Raw genomic sequence first — 24,686 nt, 5'->3', positions numbered from 1 at the left:
TTAAGCCTTCTTGCCAATTACCACAACATTCTCACTGGGAAAAAAATAATCAGGTACAACCATATTTTTTGGTGCAGGTCCCCCAATTACTCGGCCTGATGTGTCATAATATGAACCGTGGCAAGGGCAGAACCAACCGTTACCATCTTTTGTAGCGTGATCAATCGGCACACACCCAAGATGTGTACATATTCCGATCATGATTAACCATTCATCTTTTCCTTCGTATACTCTCTGCTCATCTAATTGAGGATCCCTCAAGCTCTTCACATTCACAGCTCTTGCAGCCTCAATTTCTTGCTTTGTGCGTCTACGAATGAATACTGGTTTACCTTGCCACTTTACTTTTACTCCGTGTCCTTCCTGAATTCCAGACAAATTCACCTCCACTGTGGAAGTTGCTAAAACTTCAGCAGAAGGATTCATAGACTTAACCAGTGGCCAAAGTCCACTTGCAGCTCCTATACTTGCCATAGCGCATGTAGTTAATGTTATAAAATCTCTCCTACTCTTATTTTTAGTAAGATCTTTAACAGGAGGTGTTTTTTTATCCTCTTTATTTGCCAGTGGTTTTTTATTTTTAGTTAAATTTTTGTCCATTGATCTCTACTTAGCCATAAGTATATATTTTAAATTAAATACTGCGTATTAATCAACAAAAACTTGCGCTTTTTGTTTAACCTGTACTACAGTTGAGAAGAGATAGAGTTTTCAACTTCAGAAATACTATCTTCAGTGGAATCAGGATCTTCAATTTTCGCTACTGACACCACCTTTTCTCTACTCTCTGTTTTAAACAGAGTGACTCCTTGAGTGCTACGTCCTGCAATTCTGATATCATTTACTGAAATACGAATTAACTTTCCTTTATCTGTAATAAGCATGATATTATCACCCTGCTCAACTGGAAAACTAGCAACAACATTACCGTTTCTGTTGGTAGTAAGAATATTGGTGATACCAACACCACCCCTGTTAGTTATTCTATACTCATACGCAGAAGTTCTTTTACCAAAGCCATTTTCGGTAATAGTTAATATAAACTCCTCATTCACTGCAAGTTTTAAGAACAATTCGTTATCTATTCCTAAATCATTCAAAGTCTTTTCCAATTTAGAATCAATGGAGTTATTAATTGCAGTCCCCAGTCTTTTTGCAAGTGGAACTTTTAAGTAAAGTTCTTTTGTTTCTGTTGCTACACCTATCCCATTTAATATGGTCATGGATATCACGCTGTCATTCTTTGCAAGTTTGATACCTCTTACGCCATCTGAATTGCGACTTTTAAATTGACGCACATCACTTACAACAAATCTGATACTTTTGCCGAATCTTGTTGAAAGAAAAACATGATCAATTTCATTGCATACTTTAACTGATATTAACTTATCTCCTTCATCGAGCTTGATTGCTATTTTTCCATTGCTTGGAATATAGTGAAAATCCGCTAAAGAGTTGCGCCTTATGTTCCCATGAGCAGTAGCAAAAACTATGTTTTGATTTTCGTCATTTTCACTTGGTAATGGCATTATATTAGTTATAGTTTCACCATCGCTAAGCGGGAATATATTAACAAGTGCTCTTCCACGTGCAGTTGGCTCTGCAAGAGGTAACTTATAAACTTTTAATCTATAAACTCGGCCAATATTAGAAAAGAATAAAAGGCTAGTGTGGGTATTCCCAACAAATAATTTTGTGGTTACATCCTCTTCTTTTAATCCTTGTCCTAGCTTTCCTTTTCCACCACGACGCTGAGTTCTATAATGAGAAAGCTTCACACGCTTGATATAACCATTCATAGTTACGGTTATCACCATATCCTCTTGTGGAATTAGATCTTCAGCTTCAATGTCCGTATCTGATTCCTCTATTGAAGTTTTTCGCGGCACAGCAAATCTGTTCTTTATTTCTTGTAGATTGTTTTTTATTTCTTTCATCAACTTCTCTCCTGAGCCAAGAAAAGCGATATATTCTTTTATCAGGTTGATCATTGAACTTAGCTCAGCTTCTAATTTGTCTTTTTCAAGGCCTGTTAAACGTTGCAATTTCATGTCAAGAATAGCTTTCGTTTGCAGCTCAGTTAATCTATACACTCCGTCTTTCAAAAAGCTTGTGCTGTCTGAGATTAATCCAATAATTGTGTTTATCTCAGCTGAAGTTTTCCATTCTTTATTTAAAAGTTCTCTACTTGCTTCCGCAGGATCTTTTGCACCACGGATGATTTTTATCACTTCATCTATGCTCAAGACCGCAATGTAGAGCCCTACATATATATGAGCTTTTTCCCTCGTTTTTCTTAGACGAAATTCTGTTCTCCTGATTAATACTTCTTTTCTAAAATCAACAAAAGCAGCTATGATTTCTTTTAATGACATCAAAGCAGGCCTGTTGTTGTTGAGGACTAAAGTGTTAACACTAAAACTACTTCTTAGTGGAGTTAGTCCCAATATTTGATTAAGTATAAAACTTGCTTCAGCATTTCTTCTGAGGTCAATTACTACTCTAATACCAGACTTATCAGACTCATCCCTAATTTCTGTTATGCCATCAATTCTTTTTTCTTTTACAAGCTCACCTATCTTCTCAATTAATTTTACTTTATTTACCTGGTAAGGTATTTCATCAATCACTATTGCTTGCCTATCTTGTGGCAGGTCTTCCATGTGAGTCTTGCCTTGCACAACAATTGATCCACGACCCGTTGCAAATGCTGATCTTATTCCAGACCTTCCAAGAATCGTTCCCCCAGTTGGGAAATCCGGCCCTGGCATCACTTCAAGTAACTCATCCAAAGTAACTTCAGGATTATCTATATATAACATACAAGCATCTATTATTTCTCCAAGGTTATGAGAAGGAATATTGGTTGCCATACCAACTGCAACACCGCTTGCACCATTTACCAATAGATTCGGAAATTCTGCAGGCAGTACAACAGGCTCTGTTTCATTTCCATCATAGTTTGGCCTAAAATCAACTGTATCTTCGTCAATATCATTTAGTAAGAAGTGCGACACTTTGTGAAGCCTTGCTTCTGTATATCGCATCGAAGCGGGTGGATCTCCGTCTATCGAACCAAAGTTACCTTGTCCATCAACAAGTGGTAAAAGAAGAGAGAAATCTTGGGCCATTCTAACCAAGGAATCGTAAATAGCTGCATCACCATGTGGGTGATATTTCCCCATTACATCCCCTACTATACGAGCCGCCTTTTTATATGGCTTACCAGCATCGTATCCAGCCCTTGACATTGCATATAATATGCGCCTATGAACAGGTTTAAATCCATCTCGCACGTCAGGTATAGCCCGGCTTATGATAACGCTCATTGCGTAGGAGAGATAAGAATCTTCCAGCTCTTTTACTATTGAGATTGGTACTATATTATCCTGCATTTTCTATATTTTGATTGAAGTAATTAATAATATTAACATTCAGTTAAGCAAATGGGCAATGACAGACTTGAACTGCCGACCTCCTCGGTGTAAACGAGATGCTCTACCAGCTGAGCTAATTGCCCCTTTAGATGTAATTCTATAGCTCAATATTATTATTGTAAACAAAAATAGCGATAAATTAGATTTAGGTAAGCTATAAGCTTTTATGAAATCTTTGGGTGCGTGCTGTGGAGTTTTATAAATTTTAGTCTTGCTGTCACTTTGTATAAAGGTATTTTTTCACTCACATCTTTCGAAGTTGTAGCCATGTTCAACAACTTTAAGTAGAATATTGTAGCATTTTTAAAATCTGAAAGTTTATCTAGAATAACAGCTAAATTATAGGTATAAAAAATATTGTTTTCATCAAGGGAAATAGCAGTTGTCATATACTCTTTACCTTTTACATAATCCTCCTTTTTCATATAAATCAGACCTAAATTTGCTAATAAAGGAGCATAATTTTTATGTATATCATACAATTTCAACATTTCACTCAACGCCAGATCAGGATCATATTGTGAGATTATCGTCAGAAAATTTTTTAATATGTAAGGGTTACTAGGGTATTCTTTTAACAGTCTTGTGTAAATCTCTACAGCTTTTTTGTATTCTTTATTAGCGTAATAAATATTTCCCAATCCAATTAAAGCATTTTTATGATAAGGAAACTTTGTGATGATCTGATTAAGGAGAGAAATAGCTGTTTCATTATCTCCTGACTCAAAGGAATCTTTTGCTTTTTTTAAAGTAGAGTATATGTCAAAACTCTTGCCAGAATTCTGCGCAATTTTGATATTAAATTTGTCACTTTTTCTCTCAATAACATCAAGATCTTTATACTTTTTATCAGCTTTTATATGCTTGACAACACTATCAAAGGCCTTCTGTATCTCCAAATTTTCACTAGCATAGGTAACAGAAGACCTCCATAAAATCACAACGCAAATTAACATGCAGACAAACATAGATCCTAGTGTTGTGGCATTGGCTGCAGCGTGTAACCAGTAAACCTTATTTCTTTGAGCTATGCGTAACACATTACAAATTCATAAATGCTAAATTACCTATCTCATACAATAATAAAGATATTATTAATTAGCGATGCTGCGTAGAATGCACTTATCTTTTGTCTTCCATATTTCGCTCTATTAGACTTCTTGCATAACCCAAACTTAAGTAGAAAAAAGGCAAATAGTTATTATGGCTCTAAGTTTACCGACGATAAGAACCGTCATTCAAGTAGCTCCTCCCTGCCATCTAAGTAGCCTTCTACTTGTATCTTGTCAAAAGCATCTAATGTTTTAAGCTTAAGCATTAGGTGGAGAAGGAAGGAACTCTGTGCTTCTTCTTAGATATAAAATCTGTAGAGGAGATAAGAATTCCCTTCTCAAAAGTATAGGCTGGACGGTATCGTAGAAAGACCTGAATGGTTCTAATTCTGTATTCACAAGGTTAGCCTTACTTTTCATTTTTAATGGTAACGTATGGGGTTATATATGATCAACAACTTTTTGGGCATAGATATATCAAAAGATCGCTTTGATGTTTTTCTCTCATTTATAAGCAAAAAAGGAAAGCGTGAAACTAGAAAAAGAAGCTTTAAGAACGATGGTTTCAAAGTCTACTGAATTTTCTACACAAACATAATGTAGAAAAAGTAAAAACCTGCATGGAATCTACTGGTTGTTATAGCGAAGCACTGGCTGAATTTCTACACAATGCTGGACATTTTGTAAGTGTTGTAAATCCTTATTGCATAAAATCTTATGCAAGGAGTAAGCTGATACGACAAAAGAATGATCAGACCGATGCAGAAGTTATTGCTGATTATTGCCAAAGACAGGAACCTTCTAGTTGGACACCACCTTCTCCTGAAATGAAAAAATTAAAACATCTTTATCGTTGCTCAGTTGCGTTAAAAGATGAGTTAACATTAGTAAATAACCACTTAGAAAAAAAAGAGAGACTGCCTAAAGAAGTTGCAAATGCTTGGGAAGACCTTGCAATGAATATAGCTCAAAAAATAGAAACAATAAAAAACTCCGTACGTGAACTATTAAATCAACACAAAGAATTGTTGGAAAATTTTCAACTTCTATTGACTATTCCAGGCATAGGAGAAGAATCAGCAATAGCTATTTTAGCTGAAGTTTCTGATATAGAGGTTTTTAGAGATGCCAGGCAATTGGCAGCATATACAGGAATTATACCACGAAATATGACGTCAGGTTCCTCTGTATATGCCAAACCCAGATTAAGTAAATCCGGTTCACAAACATTACGTAAGGCACTTTTCTTTCCTGCCATAGTAGCTAAGAATCACAATCCTATCATTATGAGCTTTTGCCAAAGATTAAAGGAAAAGGGTAAGCATAATATGGCCATCGTTGGTGCTGCAATGCGTAAGCTACTCCATATCATTTTCGGTATTCTGACATCCAAAAGTGCTTTTGATCCTAACCATATCAAAAACTACAGGGCTAGGAGGTTGACTGAAGGTTTAGTACTTTAAAATCAAAAATGCTTCCTATCTATCTTATGTAAAGTGGTATCTTACACAAATTTATTGAATGTTGTTGGTTAGTGGATATGTTGATAAGTAAACTTCATCTGTTTTGTGCGTATAAAACTAATTTACTTATCAACATATCCACTAACTATAATCTGTGTACTGTTACACAATTGGAAGTATTTTTTGATTTTATGATGCAACTTGGGAAATTTTTATAATTTTTTTGTTGACTAACAAGACGGTATCTCCTGTCATTCCAGTGCCCAGATACTGGGAATCCAGTTTCACCTTATGATGGTGTCATGAAAGTAGCTGACACTGGTTTCCATCCAAGACGGTGTCATTCCAGTCTGGAATCCAGAAAAAAGAATGGTGTCATCCCAGTGCCCAGACACTGGGATCCAGGAATTTTATTAAGTTGGTAAGCATAAAAATAGATGTTTTACGTTAAAATACAACGTTTTCGATGAGATTATATGGAAAACTGGATCCCAGTGTCAAGCACTGGGATGACAAAAAAAGGAGTACTGGAATGACAGCAGTCCTACGTCATACCGCGATTCATTCGCGGTATCTCAGCCGCTAACTGTTCTCCCTCGTCATACCGTCACGGTATCTCTAGATCCCGCTAACAAGCAGCGGGATGACGATTGTCGTTTAGCTATAAATATTTAAGAAATTTACCAAACGGAAAAAAAGGCAAAAGAAGCCCTGGTCATTGTCTATTTTCTGTATTGGCGTTTTTTTAAGTCTTAAACGCTGCAATTTAGCTGCTTTTAAGTGCAACTAACCTTAGCTTAAATGTTTAAGAAATTTACTAAGCAGAAAAAAAGGCAAAAGAAACCCCGTGTTAGCTAGTTGTCACTCTCTAATCCTGCAAATTGGCGTACTATACTGTCTTAAACGACTTATAAGCGCGTTTCAGCTTATATAGGTAAAAACCCAGAAATGTTGTGAAGACATAAGGTGCACATAGTGCAAAAAATTAAAAATAAGACGCCAACTACGTTGTTTTCTTGCTGTTTAATCTGCACAGATGAAGATAAATGAATACCTTCAGTTTCATGATAAGGGGGTTGGCGAAGGGTGTCAAGGAATTTTTATGCAAGAGATCCCATAAATTGGGTGTCATAATATGGCGGCTACATTAATTTTGGCGTGCGTGACCTTGAAAGATTGCAGTGCAATACTTAGATTATTAGGGTAGTAGGCAAATAATGGAGCTCAAAATGCATAACGTACAAGAAACTGAAAATTTAAAATTTGACGCTGAAGTAGGGAAAGTACTGAATATAGTGATTCATTCACTTTATACTAATAAGGACATTTTTCTGCGTGAGTTAATATCAAATGCATCGGATGCATGTGATAAATTGCGCTATGAATCTCAATCTAATTCAAATTTGCTAGATTCAAGTGATGAGTTAAAAATCACTATTAGCTCCAATAAAGATAAGAACGAGCTATATATCACTGATAATGGCATCGGAATGAACAGACAAGATTTAATAGATAACCTTGGTACAATTGCAAGCTCTGGTACGCAAAAGTTCTTAGATGCGATTAAAAATAGCAAGGATTCAAGCCAAGCTGTGGAGCTGATTGGGAAGTTTGGTGTTGGTTTTTACTCAAGCTTTATGGTTGCATCAGAAGTAATAGTAGAGTCAAGAAAAGCTGGAGAGGAGGAGTCTTGGGTCTGGAAATCCAAGGGAGATGGAGAGTATTCGATAAGTAAACTAGATAATCAAATTTCTCGTGGAACTAAAATTACACTCATTATGCGTCCTGAAGAGAATGAGTTTTTAGATAAATTTCGTGTTGAAAACATTGTCACTACTTACTCTGATCACATAAATTTTCCTGTTGAATTCATAAATGAAGAAGGAAAAAGTGAAAAGTTAAACAGTAAGGCTGCAATTTGGACTAAGCCAAAAAATGATGTTACTCAAGAGGAACACAATGATTTTTTCCGCAGTGTTGCTCACGTTGGCGGGGAGCCTTGGATGATATTGCATAATAAAAATGAAGGTGCAATAGAATATACAAATTTGCTTTATGTTCCCTCTATTAAACCTTTTGATTTATTTCATCCAGATAGACGTTGCTCTGTTAAGTTATATGTAAATAAAGTATTTATCACTGAAGATAACGTACAGATCATACCGCAGTATTTACGTTTTCTGAAAGGTATTGTTGATTCACCGGACTTGCCTCTTAATATCAGCAGAGAAACGCTGCAGAATAATCGTGTTGTTGAGCAAATCAGAAAATCCTTAACTAAACGCGCGATATCAGAGCTCGGTAAAAAGGCAAAAGAGAATTTAGAGGAATATACAAAATTCTGGACCAATTTTGGTGCAGTATTAAAAGAGGGTCTTTGTGAAGCTATGCCAACTGATGAGAGAGAAGCGCTACTCTCGATTTGCAGATTTCATAGCACTGGTGATGAGAAATTAGTCAGCATTGATGACTACATAAGCAGAATGAAGCCTGAGCAGGAACATATCTATTATCTCACCGGGAATAGCCTCGATTCAGTGAAAAACAGTCCGCAACTTGAGGGATTCGTCAGTAAAGGACTAGAAGTGCTCCTATTTGTTGATCCAGTTGATGATTTCTGGACTAGCGTGATTCATGAATATAAAGATCAAAAATTTAAGTCTGTGACCCGCGCTGATGTTGATTTGGAAAAATTCTCTTCAGAAGAAGATAAAAAAGATGAGGAAAATAAGCAAGATGAAGAAAAGACTGAAGAAAATACGGACTCTATACTGCAATATTTCACCAAGGTTCTTGGCAATTCAGTGAAAAGCGTGAAAATCTCAAAAAAACTGACTGACAGCCCTGTATGTCTAGCAGTTGATGAAGGTGCTATGGATCTTCGCATGGAGCGTTTTTTGCGTGAACAAAAGCAGCTAAATTACCGCACGCCAAAGGTACTGGAAATTAACACTAAGCATCCTGTAATAAAAAGCATAATGAAATCTCACGCTGAAAATGGTGAAAACCCAACATTGGAAGACATGATTCATTTATTATTTTACCAAGCTTGCATCGTGGAAGGTGAAGAGATGGATGATGTAAGTCTGTTTGCTAAGAGAGTTAATAATTTGCTTGGCAAGATTGTTGTCTAATACTATACTAGATTAGTTATTTATGTGAGGTAATATATAATTAATCTACTTAGAAAACCTATTCCACAAACAGCAGGTGTTACAGGAAAAGGTAAAAGCAGGAATAATTCTAGGAATCTAACAAAATTGCAGGATTTAACCAAAAGAAGTTATTAGAGATGATCAACTTCGCTATGGTAGGCTATTATGTTAGTGATTGTGGTTGTAAAAACAATGAGTTTGTTAAGCTAAAGAAAGGAGGATATAAAACTCCTGCTCAACTTGAGAAAGAGGGTTACAAAGTTGTTCAATTTCATGGCATTATTTCTGACCAAGAAGTTCGACATACTGGTTATGTTTTCATAAGGGGTAAGGAAGTAACTATAGCATACCGCGGTACTTGTAATTCTTATGACTTCAAGAGAGATGTTGAAATACCTTTAATTCGTCAATATGAACTTCTGCCCAAAGGTGGTAAAATTCACCTAGGCTTCTACTCCGTATTTGAAAATTCCTGGGAGAGCCTTTACGGGATATTAAAAGGATATGCTAACGATCAAGGATTAGAAATCAGAGATTTAAAAATTAATCTTACAGGTCACAGCATGGGAGGTGCTGTCGCTAACATAGCTGCTCTATGTTTAAGTGTAACAGAGGATGCAAAAGATTTGCATATTGCAACTTTTGGTGCACCAAGGGTTTTTAACCGTAATGCTGCTAAAGTCTGTAATGAGCTCTTCGGAAGAAAGACTATTAGAGTAGTTGATCGATCAGATTCCATACCTTCATTACCACCTAATTTTATGGGCTATAAACATGTAGGCAAACAATTAAAAATAGGAAGACATTCCGTGCCGGCGCTACATGACCACAAATTGGAAGTTTATCATGATCTTATTTTAAAAATAAAGCCAAAAAATTTTAAGTCGGATAATAATACATCTGCAACATGCTACATCCTTTCCCGGACTGCTAGGGAAGTGTATGATGTACTAACTGTACCCAGTTGTCTTATTCCAAGCACCCATTCAAGTAGCGATAAACAATATTTTGAACGAGTGAAAGATCAACATAAGAATGCTTCATTCTCTGAAATAATTAATATATATTCTGAGCTCAGCAATAGAAATGATAAATTTCTTGACAAAGATAGAAGAAATGGTATTATGGGTGACATAAGGGCTTCAATAAAGAAGCCCAGAGGCAATTATAATAAGGAGGGTGTAATGACCAAATTTAAAGAACAAAGTGAAAAGTCAGTCAGTTTGGGAGGAGGACTTCCTAATATTGACAATTTGACTAATTCTAAAGGAGGATCGACGATCAATTTGAGGGAACAAAACAAAAGGGATGAGACTAGTTTGGTAGAATCGTTTGAAAAATGGGCCAATTCGGGGGAAATTTTTGATATTGGCAGTCCGAATAATCTTGAAGAAGGTGAAAAGACTGTGGTTGAACGTGTAGAATATTTTAACAAGTATTTGAACAATCCTAAACCTAGTAAGCACACCCGTCTAGGAGTACCTACTATGGGTGTCAATCAGGTCCATTTAAAACAAAGTAAAAAGAAGTCAGTCAGTTTGGGAGGAGGACTTTCCGATGTTAATATTTTGACCAATTCGGGAATAGAAACTCCTGATGCTGACAAGTCGACCAACTCTAAAGAGGAGAGACAAAGTAAAAAGGGGTCGGTTCAGAAAAGACTTTCTAATTTTTTCCGTCCTAAAAAAAGACACAAAGTAATGAAAGGTCGACCAGTTTGAGAGAACTTTTTACTCTTCGAGAAACGATAAATGAAGCCGAGGCAGAAATTAATGGTTTGCAGGGCGAGGAAAAGAATCAACAAGAAAGCAAACTTAAAGAAATTAAGGAATTGTTTCCGTTTTCTAGGATTCAAACTAACCAAGGAAAGGCCATAGAAGAAATTCTTTGTAATGTTCTTGAGAGTGTTGATCTTGAGACAGTAAAACTTATAGTGGGACAGAAAAAAATTTATATAACTGCATCTGCTGAATTTGCTTTACGGGAAGCATTAAGCAAAGCCAAGACAAAAGTTGCTAGTTTAGAGGGCGAGGAGAAAAGTAAACAAGGAGGCAAACTCAGAGAGATTGTGAAACTTCTTAGTGAATGGCTTGTAATTCAAAATGATCATGCACCATCAGTAAGTGATGAGCTAGATTCTTCAAGTAAAGATGTTAGTGATACTACAGGTACTCTTGCTAATCAGTCTACTGAATACATAACACTACAAACAAGTGATACGCCAGATTCCTCAAGTGATGAGGAGGATAATCACCAGCGTGAAAGTGAAGATAATCCACAACCAGAAACTTTAGTTAACGATACAAACACCTTGGATGATAATGCTAGTCTCTCAAGCAGTGATGAGCATAGCAGCACCTCTTCAAATGCTGGCGATGTGTCTACAACTGAAGATATTACTGACAATGAAGAGCCTGTGGTAACTACAACAGATAGTAAAGAGGGTAATGATCAACCTACAGGTAAAGGTGATTCACAAGGTCCGCAGATTATTGTCATCGGTAATTCTAATAACGTAGTTGTTGAAGATAACGATGTTGAAACGCACCCACAAAGTACAAAAAGTAGTAAGCTGCCTGTTATAGCTGCTTCTGCACTAGCACTAGCTGGAGTTGCTTCGGGAGCGGCTATTGTAGTTTGCCTAGAGATGTTAGCAGTGGGAATAGCAGTTGGAGCTTGTTGTTTAGTTGCTGCTGTAATCATATATTGCTGTAACAGACCTTCAAGTTCACTTGAGGGTGGTAATGTTGAACCTGTAGCTAACAGAAAGTTTGTTGAAACAGTAAGTTGAAGAATAAATATTGTAGTTTACCATTTAATAATTTATTATAATTATATTAATTATTAGCGAATGAAAACTTGGTAAACTACGAAGAAATATTCTTAAACAAAATCAAAGATATAAAAGATGAGGGGCGCTACCGTGAATTTATGCACTTTGCGTCATTGCCAGGTAGGCTCCCCCACATTATGGACTATGAAAGAAATAGGGAAGTAATAGTCTGGTGCAGTAATAACTATTTAGGAATGTCACAAAATGAGAAAGTTATTGCCGCTATTCAAAATTCATCAATTGGTGCGGGGGGAACAAGAAATATATCTGGTACAACAAAAGAGGTTGTAGAACTGGAAAAATCCTTAGCTTGTTTGCATAAAAAAGAGGCTGCTTTAACTTTTGCTTGTGGCTACCTTGCTAACCAGACAACACTTAGCACTTTATCGTCTATTATCCCAAATGTAGTAATTTTTTCAGACGAGAAGAACCATTCTTCAATGATAGAAGGCATAAAATCAGGAAAAAGACCAAAACATATATTTAAACACAATGATGTTGATCACTTAGAGCAGTTGTTAAAGTCCGTAGACACAAAAACACCAAAGATAATAGCACTTGAATCCGTATATTCAATGGATGGCGATATAGCGCCGCTTGAAGCGATATGCGATCTTGCAGATCAACATAATGCAATCACCTATTTGGACGAGGTGCACGCAGTTGGCATGTATGGTTCACATGGTGGCGGAATTGCAGAAAGAGAAGGCCTGATGGATAGAATAACCGTCATTCAAGGTACACTATCGAAGGCTTTTGGAGTGATGGGTGGGTATATAGCGTCTTCAAAGAGCTTGGTAGATGTAATAAGAAGTTCCGCTCCAGGATTTATTTTCACCACTGCTATGTCGCCTGTTTTAGCAGCGGCAGCAAAGGCAAGCGTTGAACACCTAAAATCGAGCAACATTGAAAGGGAAAAGCAAAAGCAAGTCGTTGAAAAAGTAAAAAACTCACTGAGAAATACAGGAATTAACTTCATTCCAACAGAAACTCATATAATTCCAATAATAATTGGCGACCCAGAGTTATCCAAAGGAGCATCAAAATTATTATTTGATGAGCATGGAATATACGTTCAACATATAAATTATCCAACAGTGCCAAGAGGAACTGAGCGTTTCCGTATTACCCCTACACCTTATCATACTGATGAAATGATAGAACATTTAACAGAATCTCTTGTAAAAGTTTTTGAGAAGTTGTCTATCTCTGTAGCCTGTTTATGCTATAGCTAGTACAGCCCTACGTCATACCGCGATTTATTCGCGGTATCTCAGCATGGATTCCGCTAACAAGTAGCGGAATGACGAGTTTTACGCTTATCAAATTGTAGGTAAACATAAATTACTTTAGCTATAGTTTTATATCTCCAGCAATGATTAGCCCGTTGTCTTCCGTTAGCCTTCCACCGCTTTCTTGCAGAAAAAGTCTACCGAGCAAGGCTTTATATTTGTTAATTCCAGAGTAAATTATTCCACTGTGCCTTCCTGCTGCAAGGTACGCAAAGCCTAAAATTGTTGAACCGATGGAGCGTACATTACTATTGCCAGGCAGCAATTTATTTAATAAATTACCACTTACATCTATTAGACCCCCTTCACGGCTTTTCACCCGCATTTTTATATGACGAGATCTAAAATCCTCAAGAAAAGCACCTTTCTTTTCTTCTGCCCAAAAAGTTTCTCTAAGAGCCGGAGCATCAATTACAGCTGCCACAACTTTATTTTTATGAATGAGACAGACTGATACTGCAAAATAAACCATGCAACTAGAAAAGTTCTCCCTGCCCTCTATAGGCATAATAAACCAAGTGTAACCGTTATCTTTTATTTCTTGGTCAGTATCATCTTCGGAAATAAACCCATAGTCTCGTTTGTAGTCGTGCAAGCAATCGTATATGGTTTGCTTGGATTTTGAATAAGTTTTATTAATGAAGTCTGCTGATTTAACATTAGAAATTTGCAATTCATTAAAATCGCGCATAAGCTGCCTGGAAGCACTACGCACAGAATCAAGCATCACATTAATTCGTGGTGATGAGATGGACATTCTTCCTTTTACTCTTTCACTCTTTCATAATAGCTGTCATCTGGAGTATATACTACAATTTTATCCTCTTCTTTTATAAACTGAGGCACGTTAACGCGCATTCCGTTTTCTAAAATTGCAGGCTTATAAGAAGCAGTAGCAGTTTGTCCTTTAATAACAGACTCTGTTTCTTTCACAGCAAGTGTAACATAATCAGGTACATGCGCAGAAATTATTTTGTCTTGATAAGTTACTACTTTAATTTTCATATTATCTTGCAAATAAATCTTTTTTTCTCCCAATAAGTCCAAATTTATAGTGATTTGCTCGTAATTACTTGGATGCATAAGATTTACAATGTTTCCTTCAGTGAAAAGGTAAACATACTCCTCTTCATCTAAAATTGCTCTTCTGATTGTTGCATCAGAGCGAAATCTTTCATAGTGTTTTGCTCCGGTTTTAATGTTTTTCATTTCAGCTTGTATGTATGCACCACCTTTACCAGGTTGAGTATGCATAATACCTACAACCAAAAATAATCCGCCGTTATGTTCCAACACCTGACCTGGTCTGATATCGTTAGCTCTTTCTGCCATAATTACATTTTCAGTTCGATCTTACAATTATAAATAGCTTTATATAAATATCAAAGTCTTTATTAGTCAATAAATTCTGGCATATTGAGCACCATATACCTCTCCTTCATGTTTATGTGCGGAAACATTTCTTTGGTAAAAGACAGCATAATGCGTTTTTTTGTGCTGATAACTAAAATTTCTAATATATCCCCTGAGCCGAAATTATATATAGATTTTACATTGCCATATAATTCATTACTTTCCAGCCTTACTTCCATATCTACAAGGTCACTTTGATAAAATTCATTCTCATCATTTAGCTTCGGTAGCTTGCTTCTTTCTATATACAGCTTCTTATTCCTTAAAAGCTCTGCTTCATTACGGGAATTTACTCCGCTGATTGTAGCTATTACTAGATTATCACCTATGACGGATACTAAGTCTATTTTATAATTCTCATCACCACTTATTAGCTCACCATATAAGGAGATATTTTCAGGTTTTTCGGTAAAAGTTTTTAATTTAACAGCTCCTTTAATTCCGTGAGGAGAAGTAATCATTCCGAGGCATACCAGATTGTCGTTCATATTAAGATGATAACTAATGTTGGATTTTTTGTCTATAAGGCATAAAATACCTAAAAATGTTTGTTGTAATTCTATCAATACAATGTATTATGGAATACATTGTATTGATAGTGGGAAGATATGAGTCAATGTATTACTAATCAAATAAAAGAGCTTATCCCTCATTTAAAGGAAGTTAATAGTAAGCTACAAGGTGAATCTATAAAGCTCTTCAGTGACAAAGAATCTATAATAGTAGAACGTCGTCAACCTGTTGTTGAAGAGATGCTAAAGCATCTAGAAAGTTCTTCCATCACTAACTGTAATACTATGATTGATGCAGAAACTGGGTTTGGCAAGACTTATGATATTGGATTGTGGAGTCATGCGCTAGCTCAAGCAGGATATCACCATTTAGTTGCAGTGCCAAATGGTAATTTAGTTGAACAAGCTAAGAAAATGATAGATGGTGCATTTACTGTAGATGTTAAAACACCTAAAACTGTGCAAGAAATTAAAGATGCGCTGAAAGTCACTGAACCTACAACAATTATAGTAACACATGATCTGCTTTTACAGCAAGAGAATGATCGAAAATTTGAAGAGCAAAACGGTGAAAAGCCTAAATTGTGGGTTAGTGTTGATGAAGCAGATAGCATTAACAAGCAGCAGGCCTTTGAAAATATGTGCAAACTTGATGCGGAATATCCTACGACTTACCTAACCGCAACACCAAAGAAAAGGATCTTAAACAGATGTGGAAAAATTATCAGTCCTACAAGATCAAGTAGACGCTGCATTGCAGACACTATCAAAACAGTAAATGTTATTGCAAAAACTAATGAAAGAGAAAAATTCAATCGAGCATTCGTGGTGAATGTTGCTGCTACCATAATACCTTTAATTACATTATTCCCTATTATAAATAGTAATGTTGCTGCAATAATTGGTCTAACTTCAGATTATTGGCTGTATTCCGCTTTAATTAATAATCTATACTTTACAATTTCTTTCGTTATACTTTCTATAGTAATGTTGCCAATTTGGTGGGTGTTGACCAAAATAACTGGAGTAGAATCAAAAGAACTGCTCCTTAGGTTTGCTGCTAACGTGCGCAGCTTATTTACTAGGGAAAAGTCTAGTCCAGCTCATGAATATGTTGAAGAATGTGAAGAAGTTTTTAATTACAATAAACTTGTTGACTCTGATAATCTGCTGGAATCTGTAAGGTGGAACGTACAAAGCCCAATTGGGGAAAATGCTCTTATTCTAGTTGATGATGTGAATAGCATAATTAACCTTAGCTTTGCATTGCAAGGTAAGAATAATTTGGTATATGAAGATGGTACGCGTTATGAAGTTTATAATAAATTTCAGCCTGAAGGGATGTCGTACCAAGATTACAGACTCAAATTACGTCAATCAAACTTTATAAACTGCGTTAAAAAGCAACACCCTGGTCTAACGGAAGAACAGATATCTAAATTGAAAGACAAGGTAGATTTTAGCAATACTGCTAAGTATCTAGAATACAGAGTAATGCACTCAATGATTGATCTTACACTTTCGTATTTAGTGGAATGCGATAACACCGCTTTGGATAAACAAAGAAGAAAAGATTTAGGTGGATTAATAGAAGAGGTTAAAAATAAGGTTAGTACTGCTAATGATAGCAGCATTACAGATTTTCTAAAGAAAAAAGGTTTTAGTGAGAAATTCGCTAAGGATGAGCTTTTACCACAGATAAAGACAGTAATTAAAGCATTGAGTAAAAGCAATGATAAACAACGCAGTCTAATAGTTGATAACTGGCACTTAAGCAAGGAGTTACATAGTTTCATAGAACAACAGGGGGATGTACTACATAACCTAAACGACTTCTGCGAAAAAAATAAATGTATTTTTGCAGGATTTGGAAAAAATGATCTTGATATTAGACAAGATAAACCTTTCTTTAAAATCATGCATGATAGCAAAAGTCAATACGAAGCTGACTATTGTAATTGTGACCAAGGCGATTTAAATACATTAGCTAAATATGCGTTGACAACAATTATAGACGAATCAAAAAGTCGTGGTTTCGATAGTGAGTATAATCACGTTGCATCAATATTTACAGATTCAACTAGTCAGTTCAACAATCCAGCAGAAGCTTTGCAGAATTTGGGAAGAAATAGAGAACGCAATCCTAACAGGCAACCTTGGTTTTTTGCTGCTGGAGGTGAAAAAATTGAGTTATTTGTAGATAAAGTTTTAGCAAAATTAAAAAGCGCACCGCAGGATTTTTGTCAAAAGGTTTTATTTCCAGCCACTGATAGGTACAATAAACTAATAAAAAATAGAATGGGAATAGAGCTTGGAGAAAAAATAGAGATCTATATTAGCGAAAACATGGATGCACTAGGAAATATCGATGACGCAGCTCTGAAAAAATTTTCAAAGGATTTGATAAAAGAGGTGTATGAAAAAGTACATGATATAAATGATTTTGACGTAGGAAAGACAGAAGAAGATTTACGTAAGATTTTAAAAAGCACAGAAAAATATCTTTGTTCATATGAAGACAGAATTAAAAACAACGGTAAATTATCTTGCACACGCTCAGTTCTATTTTCTGTGGGAAGTGCTATTGTAAAGTCCATGTATTATCTATGGGCAGGATTTGACTATTTAGTCTTTTTAGCTAAAGCGTATAATGTAGGTAAGTCTGAAAATGCTGATGCAAAGGCATATGTACATATAATCAGAAACTGCTACTTTGAAAGTAGTGTGAAGGCTCAAAATATGTTAAGTCATGTATTAAAAATTGCCGGAGAAAATGATGATAGTTTTACACAAAATAGTTTGTACGAAGGCAATGGAGATAGGTGTAAAGAAAAAATCATCTCATATTTTCAATCCAAACAATATATATATGCATTAGATAAAACGATTTCTCGCATTGAAAATGAGCATTTAGCAACAGTTTTGAAAGCCGTAGGTTGCAGAGATGATGCTAATAAAACAGCACAAGAAATTAAAGACTTTTTGTACGATTTAAAGAATTTAAGCTGCGCAGACTTTAGAAAAAAGCATTATTGTGGATGTTCATATAAAATGAGCAATTTATACAAGATCAATAATCAAATTAGTATGGTAATTGATGAAGTTATAGATTGCCATAAATGGCGTCATGGAGTAATTTCAAAGCGGGACAATCTTTTGAGAGGTTTTTTTCCAGAGTTGGAAGAAAATTTTGGTTTAGAACTTAAATTAAAAACTAACCATAATATTTTTAAAGTAAAAGTTAACAATAACTTTTCTGAATTGTATCGCAAGAACTGGAAAGAACATTCTAGACAAAGGATGGTCTTGGGTACAGCTATGCTATTTATCGGACTTATAGTTTCAGCGAAGCTTATATATGAAATATCATTAGGCCATACTATGCTATTGCCATCACTTTGCGGTTTCATAGCATTTGGACCGCTAGCATTTTTGTGTGGTGCATTATTATGTGGAATAACGACCTATTTAGTGAAAGGGACATTTTTTCTTTTTGGAATACCAATCCTGTTAGAGGGATTATCGAAATGCGTTTTTAGAAACGATTTAGTACAGGATTTATCAGAAACGACATTATCATTTGGTAATAGCGTTTTCTTCCAGGTTCCAAAAAGCATCTTACAATCATTTATATTTGAGGATGCAACAAAGTTTGACTCACTAAGTGATATAAATGGACTTACATTGATAAAAGAGCAAGATAAGGTAAAATGCATGAATGAAGTAGCTACTACTATAATTTCGGTACAAACAACAGTTGGTAAACAGCCAGATCTTACGTGTGTATTTGCTTGATTTCACTAGAAGATTTCTCAGATAAATATTGAGTCAAAATCTTGATGCCTTCATCAATTTCTTTCTCGGTGATAATTAGTGGAGGTAAAATTCTCACAACGTTATCTGATGTTACCCCAACAGTAAGCAAGCCGCGATAACTTAGCTCTTCTGCAAACTTTTTATTGTTTGCTTTCACCTTTATTCCAAGCATTAACCCTTTCCCTCTCACTTCTTCTATTATTGGAAATTTACTTGCTAAGTCTTCTAATTTATTTTTTAAATACTTACCTCTAATTTCAACATTTTTCAAAAAGCCAGGACTGAGCAATTCTTCGAGCACAGCATTACCTACTGAGGTTGCAAGCGGATTGCCACCAAAAGTGGAACCGTGCATACCGACCGCCATATACTTAGCAGCCTTTTCAGTTGCAAGACAAGCCCCTAGCGGAAAGCCTCCTCCTATTCCCTTTGCAAGAGCACATATATCAGGTTCCACTCCTATATGTTCGTATGCGAATAATTTTCCTGTCCTACCAGCACCGCATTGTACGCAATCAAAAAATAACAATATGTCATTTTCATCACACAGCTTTCTTAGTTCTTTCATAAAGACTTCATTCATTACTTTGATACCACCTTGCCCTTGTATTGGTTCTATTAATATAACGCCTATACCACTTGAAATTGCTTTCTTTACACTCTCAATATTGGGCTCGATATTATCACACCAATCAATACAGGGACTCAGTAATTCAGAAAATTTCTGTTTATCGTTTGCAGCACAAGTTAGGAAGGTTCTTCCATGAAATGCACCATGGAATGTTAAAATTCTGTGACGGTTTTTATTGCCTTTTCCGTTTTGATAGACCCTAGCAATCTTAAGCCCACATTCTACTGCCTCTGATCCAGAATTTGAGAAAAATACAGTGTCAGCGAAACTGTTGTTTATTAATTTTTCTGCAAAATTATTGGCAGCAGGTATATTATAGGTATTTGATATATGCCATAATTCTTCTCCTTGCAATTTTAGAGCACTAATTAATCGCGAATTGGTGTGACCTAAGCTACTAACGGCTATTCCAGAGTGAAAATCTACGTAGCGCTTACCGTCAATATCATACAAGTAAATACCTTTACCATAAGAAAAATTTATGTTAACAGGAGAATAAACTGGCAAAATAGGAGAAATTGTCATAAAATATTATATGCTAAATTTTATTATTAATAACATAAAAACCGTTGTTTCACAATAAGAAGAATATGTATAAGCTAGGTAAATCAATGTTTTCTGCGCTGGAGAAAAACAAATACACAAAAGTTATTGCATTACTCTCATCGATCTTTATGATTTTATTCAGTGTGATATATTGTAATTATTTACTAAGGAGTAATTTCCTTTCTTCTTACCGTGATTCAAGTGTAAACTTAAAAAGTATACTGGAAAATGGCATAATAAAAAAATACCATTATTTACTAATAGAAAAGCATCACATTAAATACAAAAATTTTGACTACATAAACCAACTGGTAAAACTGCGTGCTGAATTATTACAATCAGTGAGCAAAGTAAAGGATTTCAGCTTAATACTGTATGATCAAAACAGCAGAATAATATTCAGTAATTTTAACACTCAAGATTATGATTATGAACAGTTACTTACAAACGATGAAATTGATGAACTATTAAGTAACCAAGAAATATTTTATACTACAGGAAATATATTAACTTCTATTTTTCCTATATTCCATGAAAATAGCGTTAAACCTTCGTTTTTTTTGAAGATTCTTCGAAACTACAATAATTCTTATGTTATAGCATATGGCCTATTTTTAACATTTTTGGGCTTATTGTTAATAATTTTAATATTAATAATGTTCTATTTGCAATTTTCTAATACCCAAATGCTAGCCAAGCAACATAAAACTAACATTGAATTACAGCAGATAAAAGAGGCATTAGAGCAAGAAAATGCAAATAAGCTAAAATTTTTTGCAAGCGTTACACATGAATTACGCACACCTCTTAATGCTATTATTGGATTTGCGGAGTTGATCAAAAATGAAACTTTAGGTTCAATGGATAACTCTCAATACAAGGAGTATGCAGACGATATATATAATGCAGGAACACACTTACTTACCTTAATTAATGATGTGTTAGATTTTTCAAAAGCTGAATCAAGTAGTTTAACAGTAGAAAAAGTGAAGTTTAACCTGAACAAAATAATAGATTCATGCGTAAATATGCTATTACCTAAATTAAAAGAAGCCGGGATTAATTTAAAAAAAGAGACGACTAATAAACAATTATTAGTCATTGCAGATCCTAAGAGAATGAAACAAGTTATAATAAATTTATTATCAAACTCAATCAAGTTTACTCCCAAAGATGGTTTAATAAGAATGGTGATAAAAGAAAATATAGAAAAAAACTTATTAACTATTGAGTTTCATGACAATGGAATAGGAATAATGCAGCAGGATATATATAAAGTTATGTCTGTTTTTGGCCAAGCAGATTCGGGATATAGAAATGAAGGTACGGGCATCGGATTACCGCTAAGCAAGAAATTAGTAGAGTTAATGGGTGGAACTTTCGACATTAAAAGTGAAGCAAAACTTGGTACTACGATAACATTGAACTTCTTTTATGAAGAACAAACATGTGAAGATTCGATTGATTTTTAATAGGATCTATTTGATATTGTCTTGAAAACCACACTTTATCAAAAGCAGCAAGCCGAGAAGGTAGGTACCGTCTGGCTAGTCAACAAGAAAATTATAAAAATTGAATCTCAAGCTGTATTGTAAAATCAAAAAATACTTCTAACTGTGTAGCGGTATACAGATTATAGTTAGTGGATATGTTGATAAGTAAATTAGTTATACCAATTCCCGCTATACAAGTAACGGATAGACAATAATGGAAAAAAGCCATACTGGAGTAAGTAAAATAGCGAGGTTTAAATGGCATTAAGATCAAAATTATTGGATGAAAAAGTGAGCAAAAGAAATGCTGAAGAAAGTAAGAAATAATGCATATGTTGCAAAAAAACTAAATGCTGTAATTGCAGCAAAAAAGCATAGTATAACAGCCGTAGCAAAAATATGTTGCATTTCAAGAAAGGCACTTACTGTATGACCTAAAATTTGGCAGAGAAGAAAAATTATTTGCTCCACCTCAACGCCGTAGAAAAACTATATTGAACCAAAGTCAACGTGAACAAGTTGAGGTGTGGATAGAGGAAAACCCCAATATTACTATAAAAGAAATGAAAATAAGAATTCAGGAAAGGTTTGGTTTAGCAAGTCTACAGTACACCGTAATATGCAAAGAATGAAATTCTCATATATCACACCAAGACCAGTGCATAACGGACAAGATAAAAGTAAACAAGAGGAGTTTAAAAAAAAAATCTTAATGAAACTATTGTCATGTATCCTGAAAAAGAGCTGTTTTTCTTCGATGAACCGCGGTTTGGCACACATTCAAAGATTGGACACGGGTGGTTTAAAAAAGGCATTAGGACACAGGTTAAGGTAAAACTAGGTAGGAAAATTTTTATCTCTATAGTGCACCAGAAATGGAGAGAGTTCTGGCTCAAACGTCAATACTGATTGTATGAATATATTCCTTGAGCAGATGTCACAATATTTAGGAACAAGGGAAGCATTTCTTATCATGGATTGTGCTAGTTGGCATAAGTCAAAAAATTTAAAGGTGCCTAAAAATATTGATATTATATACCTACCTCCATATTCACCTGACTGTTGAGAGGTTTTGGTTATACATAAAACAGAACATTTTGCGCAATAAAATCTATGATACAATTGCTCTGCTTGAGAGCGCTTTGTGCAAATTTATTGCCTCTCTTTCTCACTCCACAATTAAACAACTCTGCAATGCCTCTTATTTGATTCACTAATAATGAGAATTGGTATTAGAACAATTGGGGAGAAATCTTGATAGGTTAAAAGAACAAAACCCTAAGCCACGGAGTTTTATAAGTGAATCAGCTATATCTCAAGTTATTGATACTTTACATAAAGCAACTAAAACCAGGCTGTTGGTTAGTACCGTTACAGATAGAAACATCGTAGAGCTTACTTGACACCATGTAAGCACCAACCCCGGCTATTAATGCAGACACAACTATTGCCAAAATGGGTAGTTGAACTGAATAACAGACCAAAGCTGTTGCTAGTGCAGCAACAATACCAACAGCAATTGCAATTTTTTGTTTTCTAGAAAATATTGGTGGCTCTTTTTGAGAATAAACACCAGAATTAAAAGTAGAACGTCCAGTTACCATAGGTTTTTTATCTGTGTAACTAGTATCACTTATCTCATTCCTGTTTTCTTTAGCAGCATTACCTTTTGATTTTTCCTTACCATGCTGTTTTACAGTATCCTGATCATCTTTATTAGGCTTTTGTGCAACATACTCTTCTGTTATGCTGTCTTCCTTTTTCTTTACTTCAGTCGGTGCACTACTAACTCTGGATTCACCCCAAAGCTCTTGTTTTATAGCCTCTGTGTTTTCCCTGATATAGCGAAATATTCTGTATGACAAGATTTGCGATTTTTGAGATGATAGGTCTTTGACTACAGGATTATCTTCAAAACAAGAAATAATCTTATCGAATAAGTCATAATATCTAAGAGAACCATCTTCAATCTCAATAACAGGCCATCCTGTTCCCTGAGAGAACTCTTGCTCAACCTCACCTTCAGCAATAGTACCTTTAATGACAAGCTTTATATCTGGTATTCCAAGTATTTGAGGTATCACTTTGCTGCAAACTTGAATGCCCATTACACCAATTAGACCATTTCCTGCTATAATATCAGCAAGTGATCTAAGATCTTTATTCTGTTCTACTACCTCAAATAACTTTCTGTGGTACTCTATTGAGTCCTTTTGCTTCTCTAAAAACTTTTGTATAGAGGTGACAAATTTCTTATCATTTATGTGATGACCATGAAACTGCACGTCAATAAGACCTTCAGGAGTCTTACTAAAATTGTTACTAGCATAAATATTAGCCCCATATTTTATAAAAAGTCCTATTAAGTCAGTAAGTTGTTTTTTGAAAGCTTGTTCTCTTATGTCAAATGATTGACGAATAAGCTGATGTAAAACAGTATTTTCTTTATTATCTACCACTTCATTAATGTTTGCTCCATTTTCTAATAGAAGTTTTGCTGCCTCTACATTAAGACTCTCATCAGAATAACGGCACGCTATAGATAACAGGGTTCTTGAATCTGTAGCACCATCGTCTATTGCATTTGGATCTGCTCCAGCGTCTAACAATAACTTTACTACTTCTTTATTATTGTCTCCTTCGGTGTAAACAGCTTCACTTAGTGGAGTACTATTGTAGCTATCTCTTACATTAAGATCAGCCCCTTTCTCTAATAGACGTTGAACCAATGGCATACATGCAGTTTCTTTTTCTCTGCAATTAATTGCGCTATGTAATAGCGTCGTCTCCGTAGTGCCATACAAACCACCAGATAACTTGAACTTAAAACTTGGATCAAATTGACTACTTCCCCACTCTTCATATATAGTACTAAGATTTTCTCTTAACTGATTTTTTATTTCCTCATAAATTTCAGCATGACCAACCCTACCGGAATTAATGTTATCACTTATTTTTGCAATGATATTATTAAACTCTTTGAATTGAGACTCACGTGGTGCCATATTAATCTAACCCTAGGATAAAATTATTTAATTGTACA

The 24,686-nt window shown here is 35.1% G+C and carries 14 protein-coding genes, 1 tRNA gene and 2 pseudogenes; 8 read left to right on the top strand and 9 right to left on the bottom strand.

Features of this window, described 5'->3' with window-relative positions; genetic code table 11:
* The 4 genes from petA to AAGD68_RS01845 form a co-directional block, all read right to left on the bottom strand.
* Complete coding sequence (gene petA / locus AAGD68_RS01860; protein ID WP_265045358.1) at positions 1 to 600, bottom strand: ubiquinol-cytochrome c reductase iron-sulfur subunit; 600 nt, start codon at positions 598 to 600, stop codon at positions 1 to 3.
* 86 nt (positions 601 to 686) lie between these two features.
* The gene (gene gyrA, locus AAGD68_RS01855; protein WP_265045356.1) at positions 687 to 3,395 is read right to left on the bottom strand and encodes a DNA gyrase subunit A; all 2,709 of its coding nucleotides are present in this window, start codon (positions 3,393 to 3,395) and stop codon (positions 687 to 689) included.
* Between the two features lie 52 nt (positions 3,396 to 3,447).
* A tRNA-Val gene (locus AAGD68_RS01850) sits at positions 3,448 to 3,520 on the bottom strand.
* An 81-nt stretch (positions 3,521 to 3,601) separates the two neighbouring features.
* Positions 3,602 to 4,477 carry a tetratricopeptide repeat protein gene (locus AAGD68_RS01845; protein ID WP_253309898.1) on the bottom strand — a complete coding sequence of 292 codons (876 nt, stop codon included), beginning with the start codon at positions 4,475 to 4,477 and terminating at the stop codon, positions 3,602 to 3,604.
* A 459-nt stretch (positions 4,478 to 4,936) separates the two neighbouring features.
* Here AAGD68_RS01845 and AAGD68_RS01840 point away from each other — a divergent pair.
* The 5 genes and pseudogenes from AAGD68_RS01840 (at position 4,937) to hemA (ending at position 13,175) form a co-directional block, all read left to right on the top strand.
* A pseudogene (locus tag AAGD68_RS01840) lies at positions 4,937 to 5,952 on the top strand (IS110 family transposase).
* A gap of 1,229 nt (positions 5,953 to 7,181) precedes the next feature.
* Positions 7,182 to 9,086 (top strand): molecular chaperone HtpG, encoded by a 1,905-nt coding sequence (gene htpG / locus AAGD68_RS01835; protein WP_253307230.1) that lies wholly within the window; start codon positions 7,182 to 7,184, stop codon positions 9,084 to 9,086.
* Between the two features lie 158 nt (positions 9,087 to 9,244).
* Positions 9,245 to 10,828, top strand: a complete 1,584-nt coding sequence (locus AAGD68_RS01830; RefSeq protein ID WP_341814317.1) for a lipase family protein — start codon at positions 9,245 to 9,247, stop codon at positions 10,826 to 10,828.
* The gene (locus AAGD68_RS01825) at positions 10,825 to 11,898 is read left to right on the top strand and encodes a hypothetical protein (RefSeq protein WP_265045350.1); all 1,074 of its coding nucleotides are present in this window, start codon (positions 10,825 to 10,827) and stop codon (positions 11,896 to 11,898) included. The genes AAGD68_RS01830 and AAGD68_RS01825 overlap by 4 nt, the downstream gene beginning before the upstream one ends.
* Before the next feature lie 68 nt (positions 11,899 to 11,966).
* Positions 11,967 to 13,175, top strand: a complete 1,209-nt coding sequence (gene hemA / locus AAGD68_RS01820) for a 5-aminolevulinate synthase (protein WP_253307234.1) — start codon at positions 11,967 to 11,969, stop codon at positions 13,173 to 13,175.
* Positions 13,176 to 13,293: 118 nt separating this feature from the next.
* On the opposite strand, the gene AAGD68_RS01815 is transcribed toward hemA, so the two are convergent.
* The 3 genes from AAGD68_RS01815 to rimM form a co-directional block, all read right to left on the bottom strand.
* Positions 13,294 to 13,989, bottom strand: coding sequence for an inositol monophosphatase family protein (locus tag AAGD68_RS01815; RefSeq protein ID WP_264736261.1), 696 nt, complete (start codon positions 13,987 to 13,989; stop codon positions 13,294 to 13,296).
* Between the two features lie 8 nt (positions 13,990 to 13,997).
* Entirely contained in the window at positions 13,998 to 14,564 is a 567-nt protein-coding gene (gene efp / locus AAGD68_RS01810) for an elongation factor P (RefSeq protein WP_253307236.1), read from the bottom strand.
* A gap of 62 nt (positions 14,565 to 14,626) precedes the next feature.
* Positions 14,627 to 15,133 carry a ribosome maturation factor RimM gene (rimM, locus tag AAGD68_RS01805; RefSeq protein WP_253307237.1) on the bottom strand — a complete coding sequence of 169 codons (507 nt, stop codon included), beginning with the start codon at positions 15,131 to 15,133 and terminating at the stop codon, positions 14,627 to 14,629.
* A 120-nt stretch (positions 15,134 to 15,253) separates the two neighbouring features.
* Between rimM and AAGD68_RS01800 the strand changes: the two genes are divergently transcribed.
* A complete protein-coding gene (locus AAGD68_RS01800; RefSeq protein ID WP_341814316.1) occupies positions 15,254 to 18,952 on the top strand; it encodes a DEAD/DEAH box helicase family protein in 3,699 nt (1,232 codons plus the stop codon).
* Here AAGD68_RS01800 and AAGD68_RS01795 read toward each other — a convergent pair.
* Positions 18,933 to 20,129, bottom strand: coding sequence for an aspartate aminotransferase family protein (locus AAGD68_RS01795; protein ID WP_265045348.1), 1,197 nt, complete (start codon positions 20,127 to 20,129; stop codon positions 18,933 to 18,935). The genes AAGD68_RS01800 and AAGD68_RS01795 overlap by 20 nt on opposite strands.
* 65 nt (positions 20,130 to 20,194) lie before the next feature.
* Here AAGD68_RS01795 and AAGD68_RS01790 point away from each other — a divergent pair, with 65 nt between their 5' ends.
* On the top strand, positions 20,195 to 21,622 hold the full coding sequence (locus AAGD68_RS01790; protein WP_265045347.1) for a sensor histidine kinase: 1,428 nt from the start codon (positions 20,195 to 20,197) through the stop codon (positions 21,620 to 21,622).
* Between the two features lie 279 nt (positions 21,623 to 21,901).
* Positions 21,902 to 22,860, top strand: a pseudogene (locus AAGD68_RS01785) (IS630 family transposase).
* Positions 22,861 to 22,974: 114 nt separating this feature from the next.
* On the opposite strand, the gene AAGD68_RS01780 reads toward AAGD68_RS01785, so the two are convergent.
* On the bottom strand, positions 22,975 to 24,648 hold the full coding sequence (locus tag AAGD68_RS01780; RefSeq protein ID WP_265045346.1) for an ankyrin repeat domain-containing protein: 1,674 nt from the start codon (positions 24,646 to 24,648) through the stop codon (positions 22,975 to 22,977).
* Between the last annotated feature and the right edge of the window lie 38 nt (positions 24,649 to 24,686).

The organism is Wolbachia endosymbiont (group A) of Machimus atricapillus (assembly GCF_964027095.1).
Lineage (GTDB): Bacteria > Pseudomonadota > Alphaproteobacteria > Rickettsiales > Anaplasmataceae > Wolbachia.
This window is presented reverse-complemented; position numbering and strand designations above follow the sequence as displayed.

Coding starts and splice junctions, on each gene's coding strand:
- AAGD68_RS01790 (WP_265045347.1), top strand. CDS start 20,195: ATGTATAAGCTAGGTAAATCAATGTTTTCTGCGCTGGAGAAAAACAAA.
- rimM (WP_253307237.1), bottom strand. CDS start 15,133: ATGAACGACAATCTGGTATGCCTCGGAATGATTACTTCTCCTCACGGA.
- gyrA (WP_265045356.1), bottom strand. CDS start 3,395: ATGCAGGATAATATAGTACCAATCTCAATAGTAAAAGAGCTGGAAGAT.
- efp (WP_253307236.1), bottom strand. CDS start 14,564: ATGGCAGAAAGAGCTAACGATATCAGACCAGGTCAGGTGTTGGAACAT.
- htpG (WP_253307230.1), top strand. CDS start 7,182: ATGCATAACGTACAAGAAACTGAAAATTTAAAATTTGACGCTGAAGTA.
- AAGD68_RS01830 (WP_341814317.1), top strand. CDS start 9,245: ATGATCAACTTCGCTATGGTAGGCTATTATGTTAGTGATTGTGGTTGT.
- AAGD68_RS01795 (WP_265045348.1), bottom strand. CDS start 20,129: ATGACAATTTCTCCTATTTTGCCAGTTTATTCTCCTGTTAACATAAAT.
- AAGD68_RS01780 (WP_265045346.1), bottom strand. CDS start 24,648: ATGGCACCACGTGAGTCTCAATTCAAAGAGTTTAATAATATCATTGCA.
- AAGD68_RS01815 (WP_264736261.1), bottom strand. CDS start 13,989: ATGTCCATCTCATCACCACGAATTAATGTGATGCTTGATTCTGTGCGT.
- petA (WP_265045358.1), bottom strand. CDS start 600: ATGGACAAAAATTTAACTAAAAATAAAAAACCACTGGCAAATAAAGAG.
- AAGD68_RS01800 (WP_341814316.1), top strand. CDS start 15,254: ATGAGTCAATGTATTACTAATCAAATAAAAGAGCTTATCCCTCATTTA.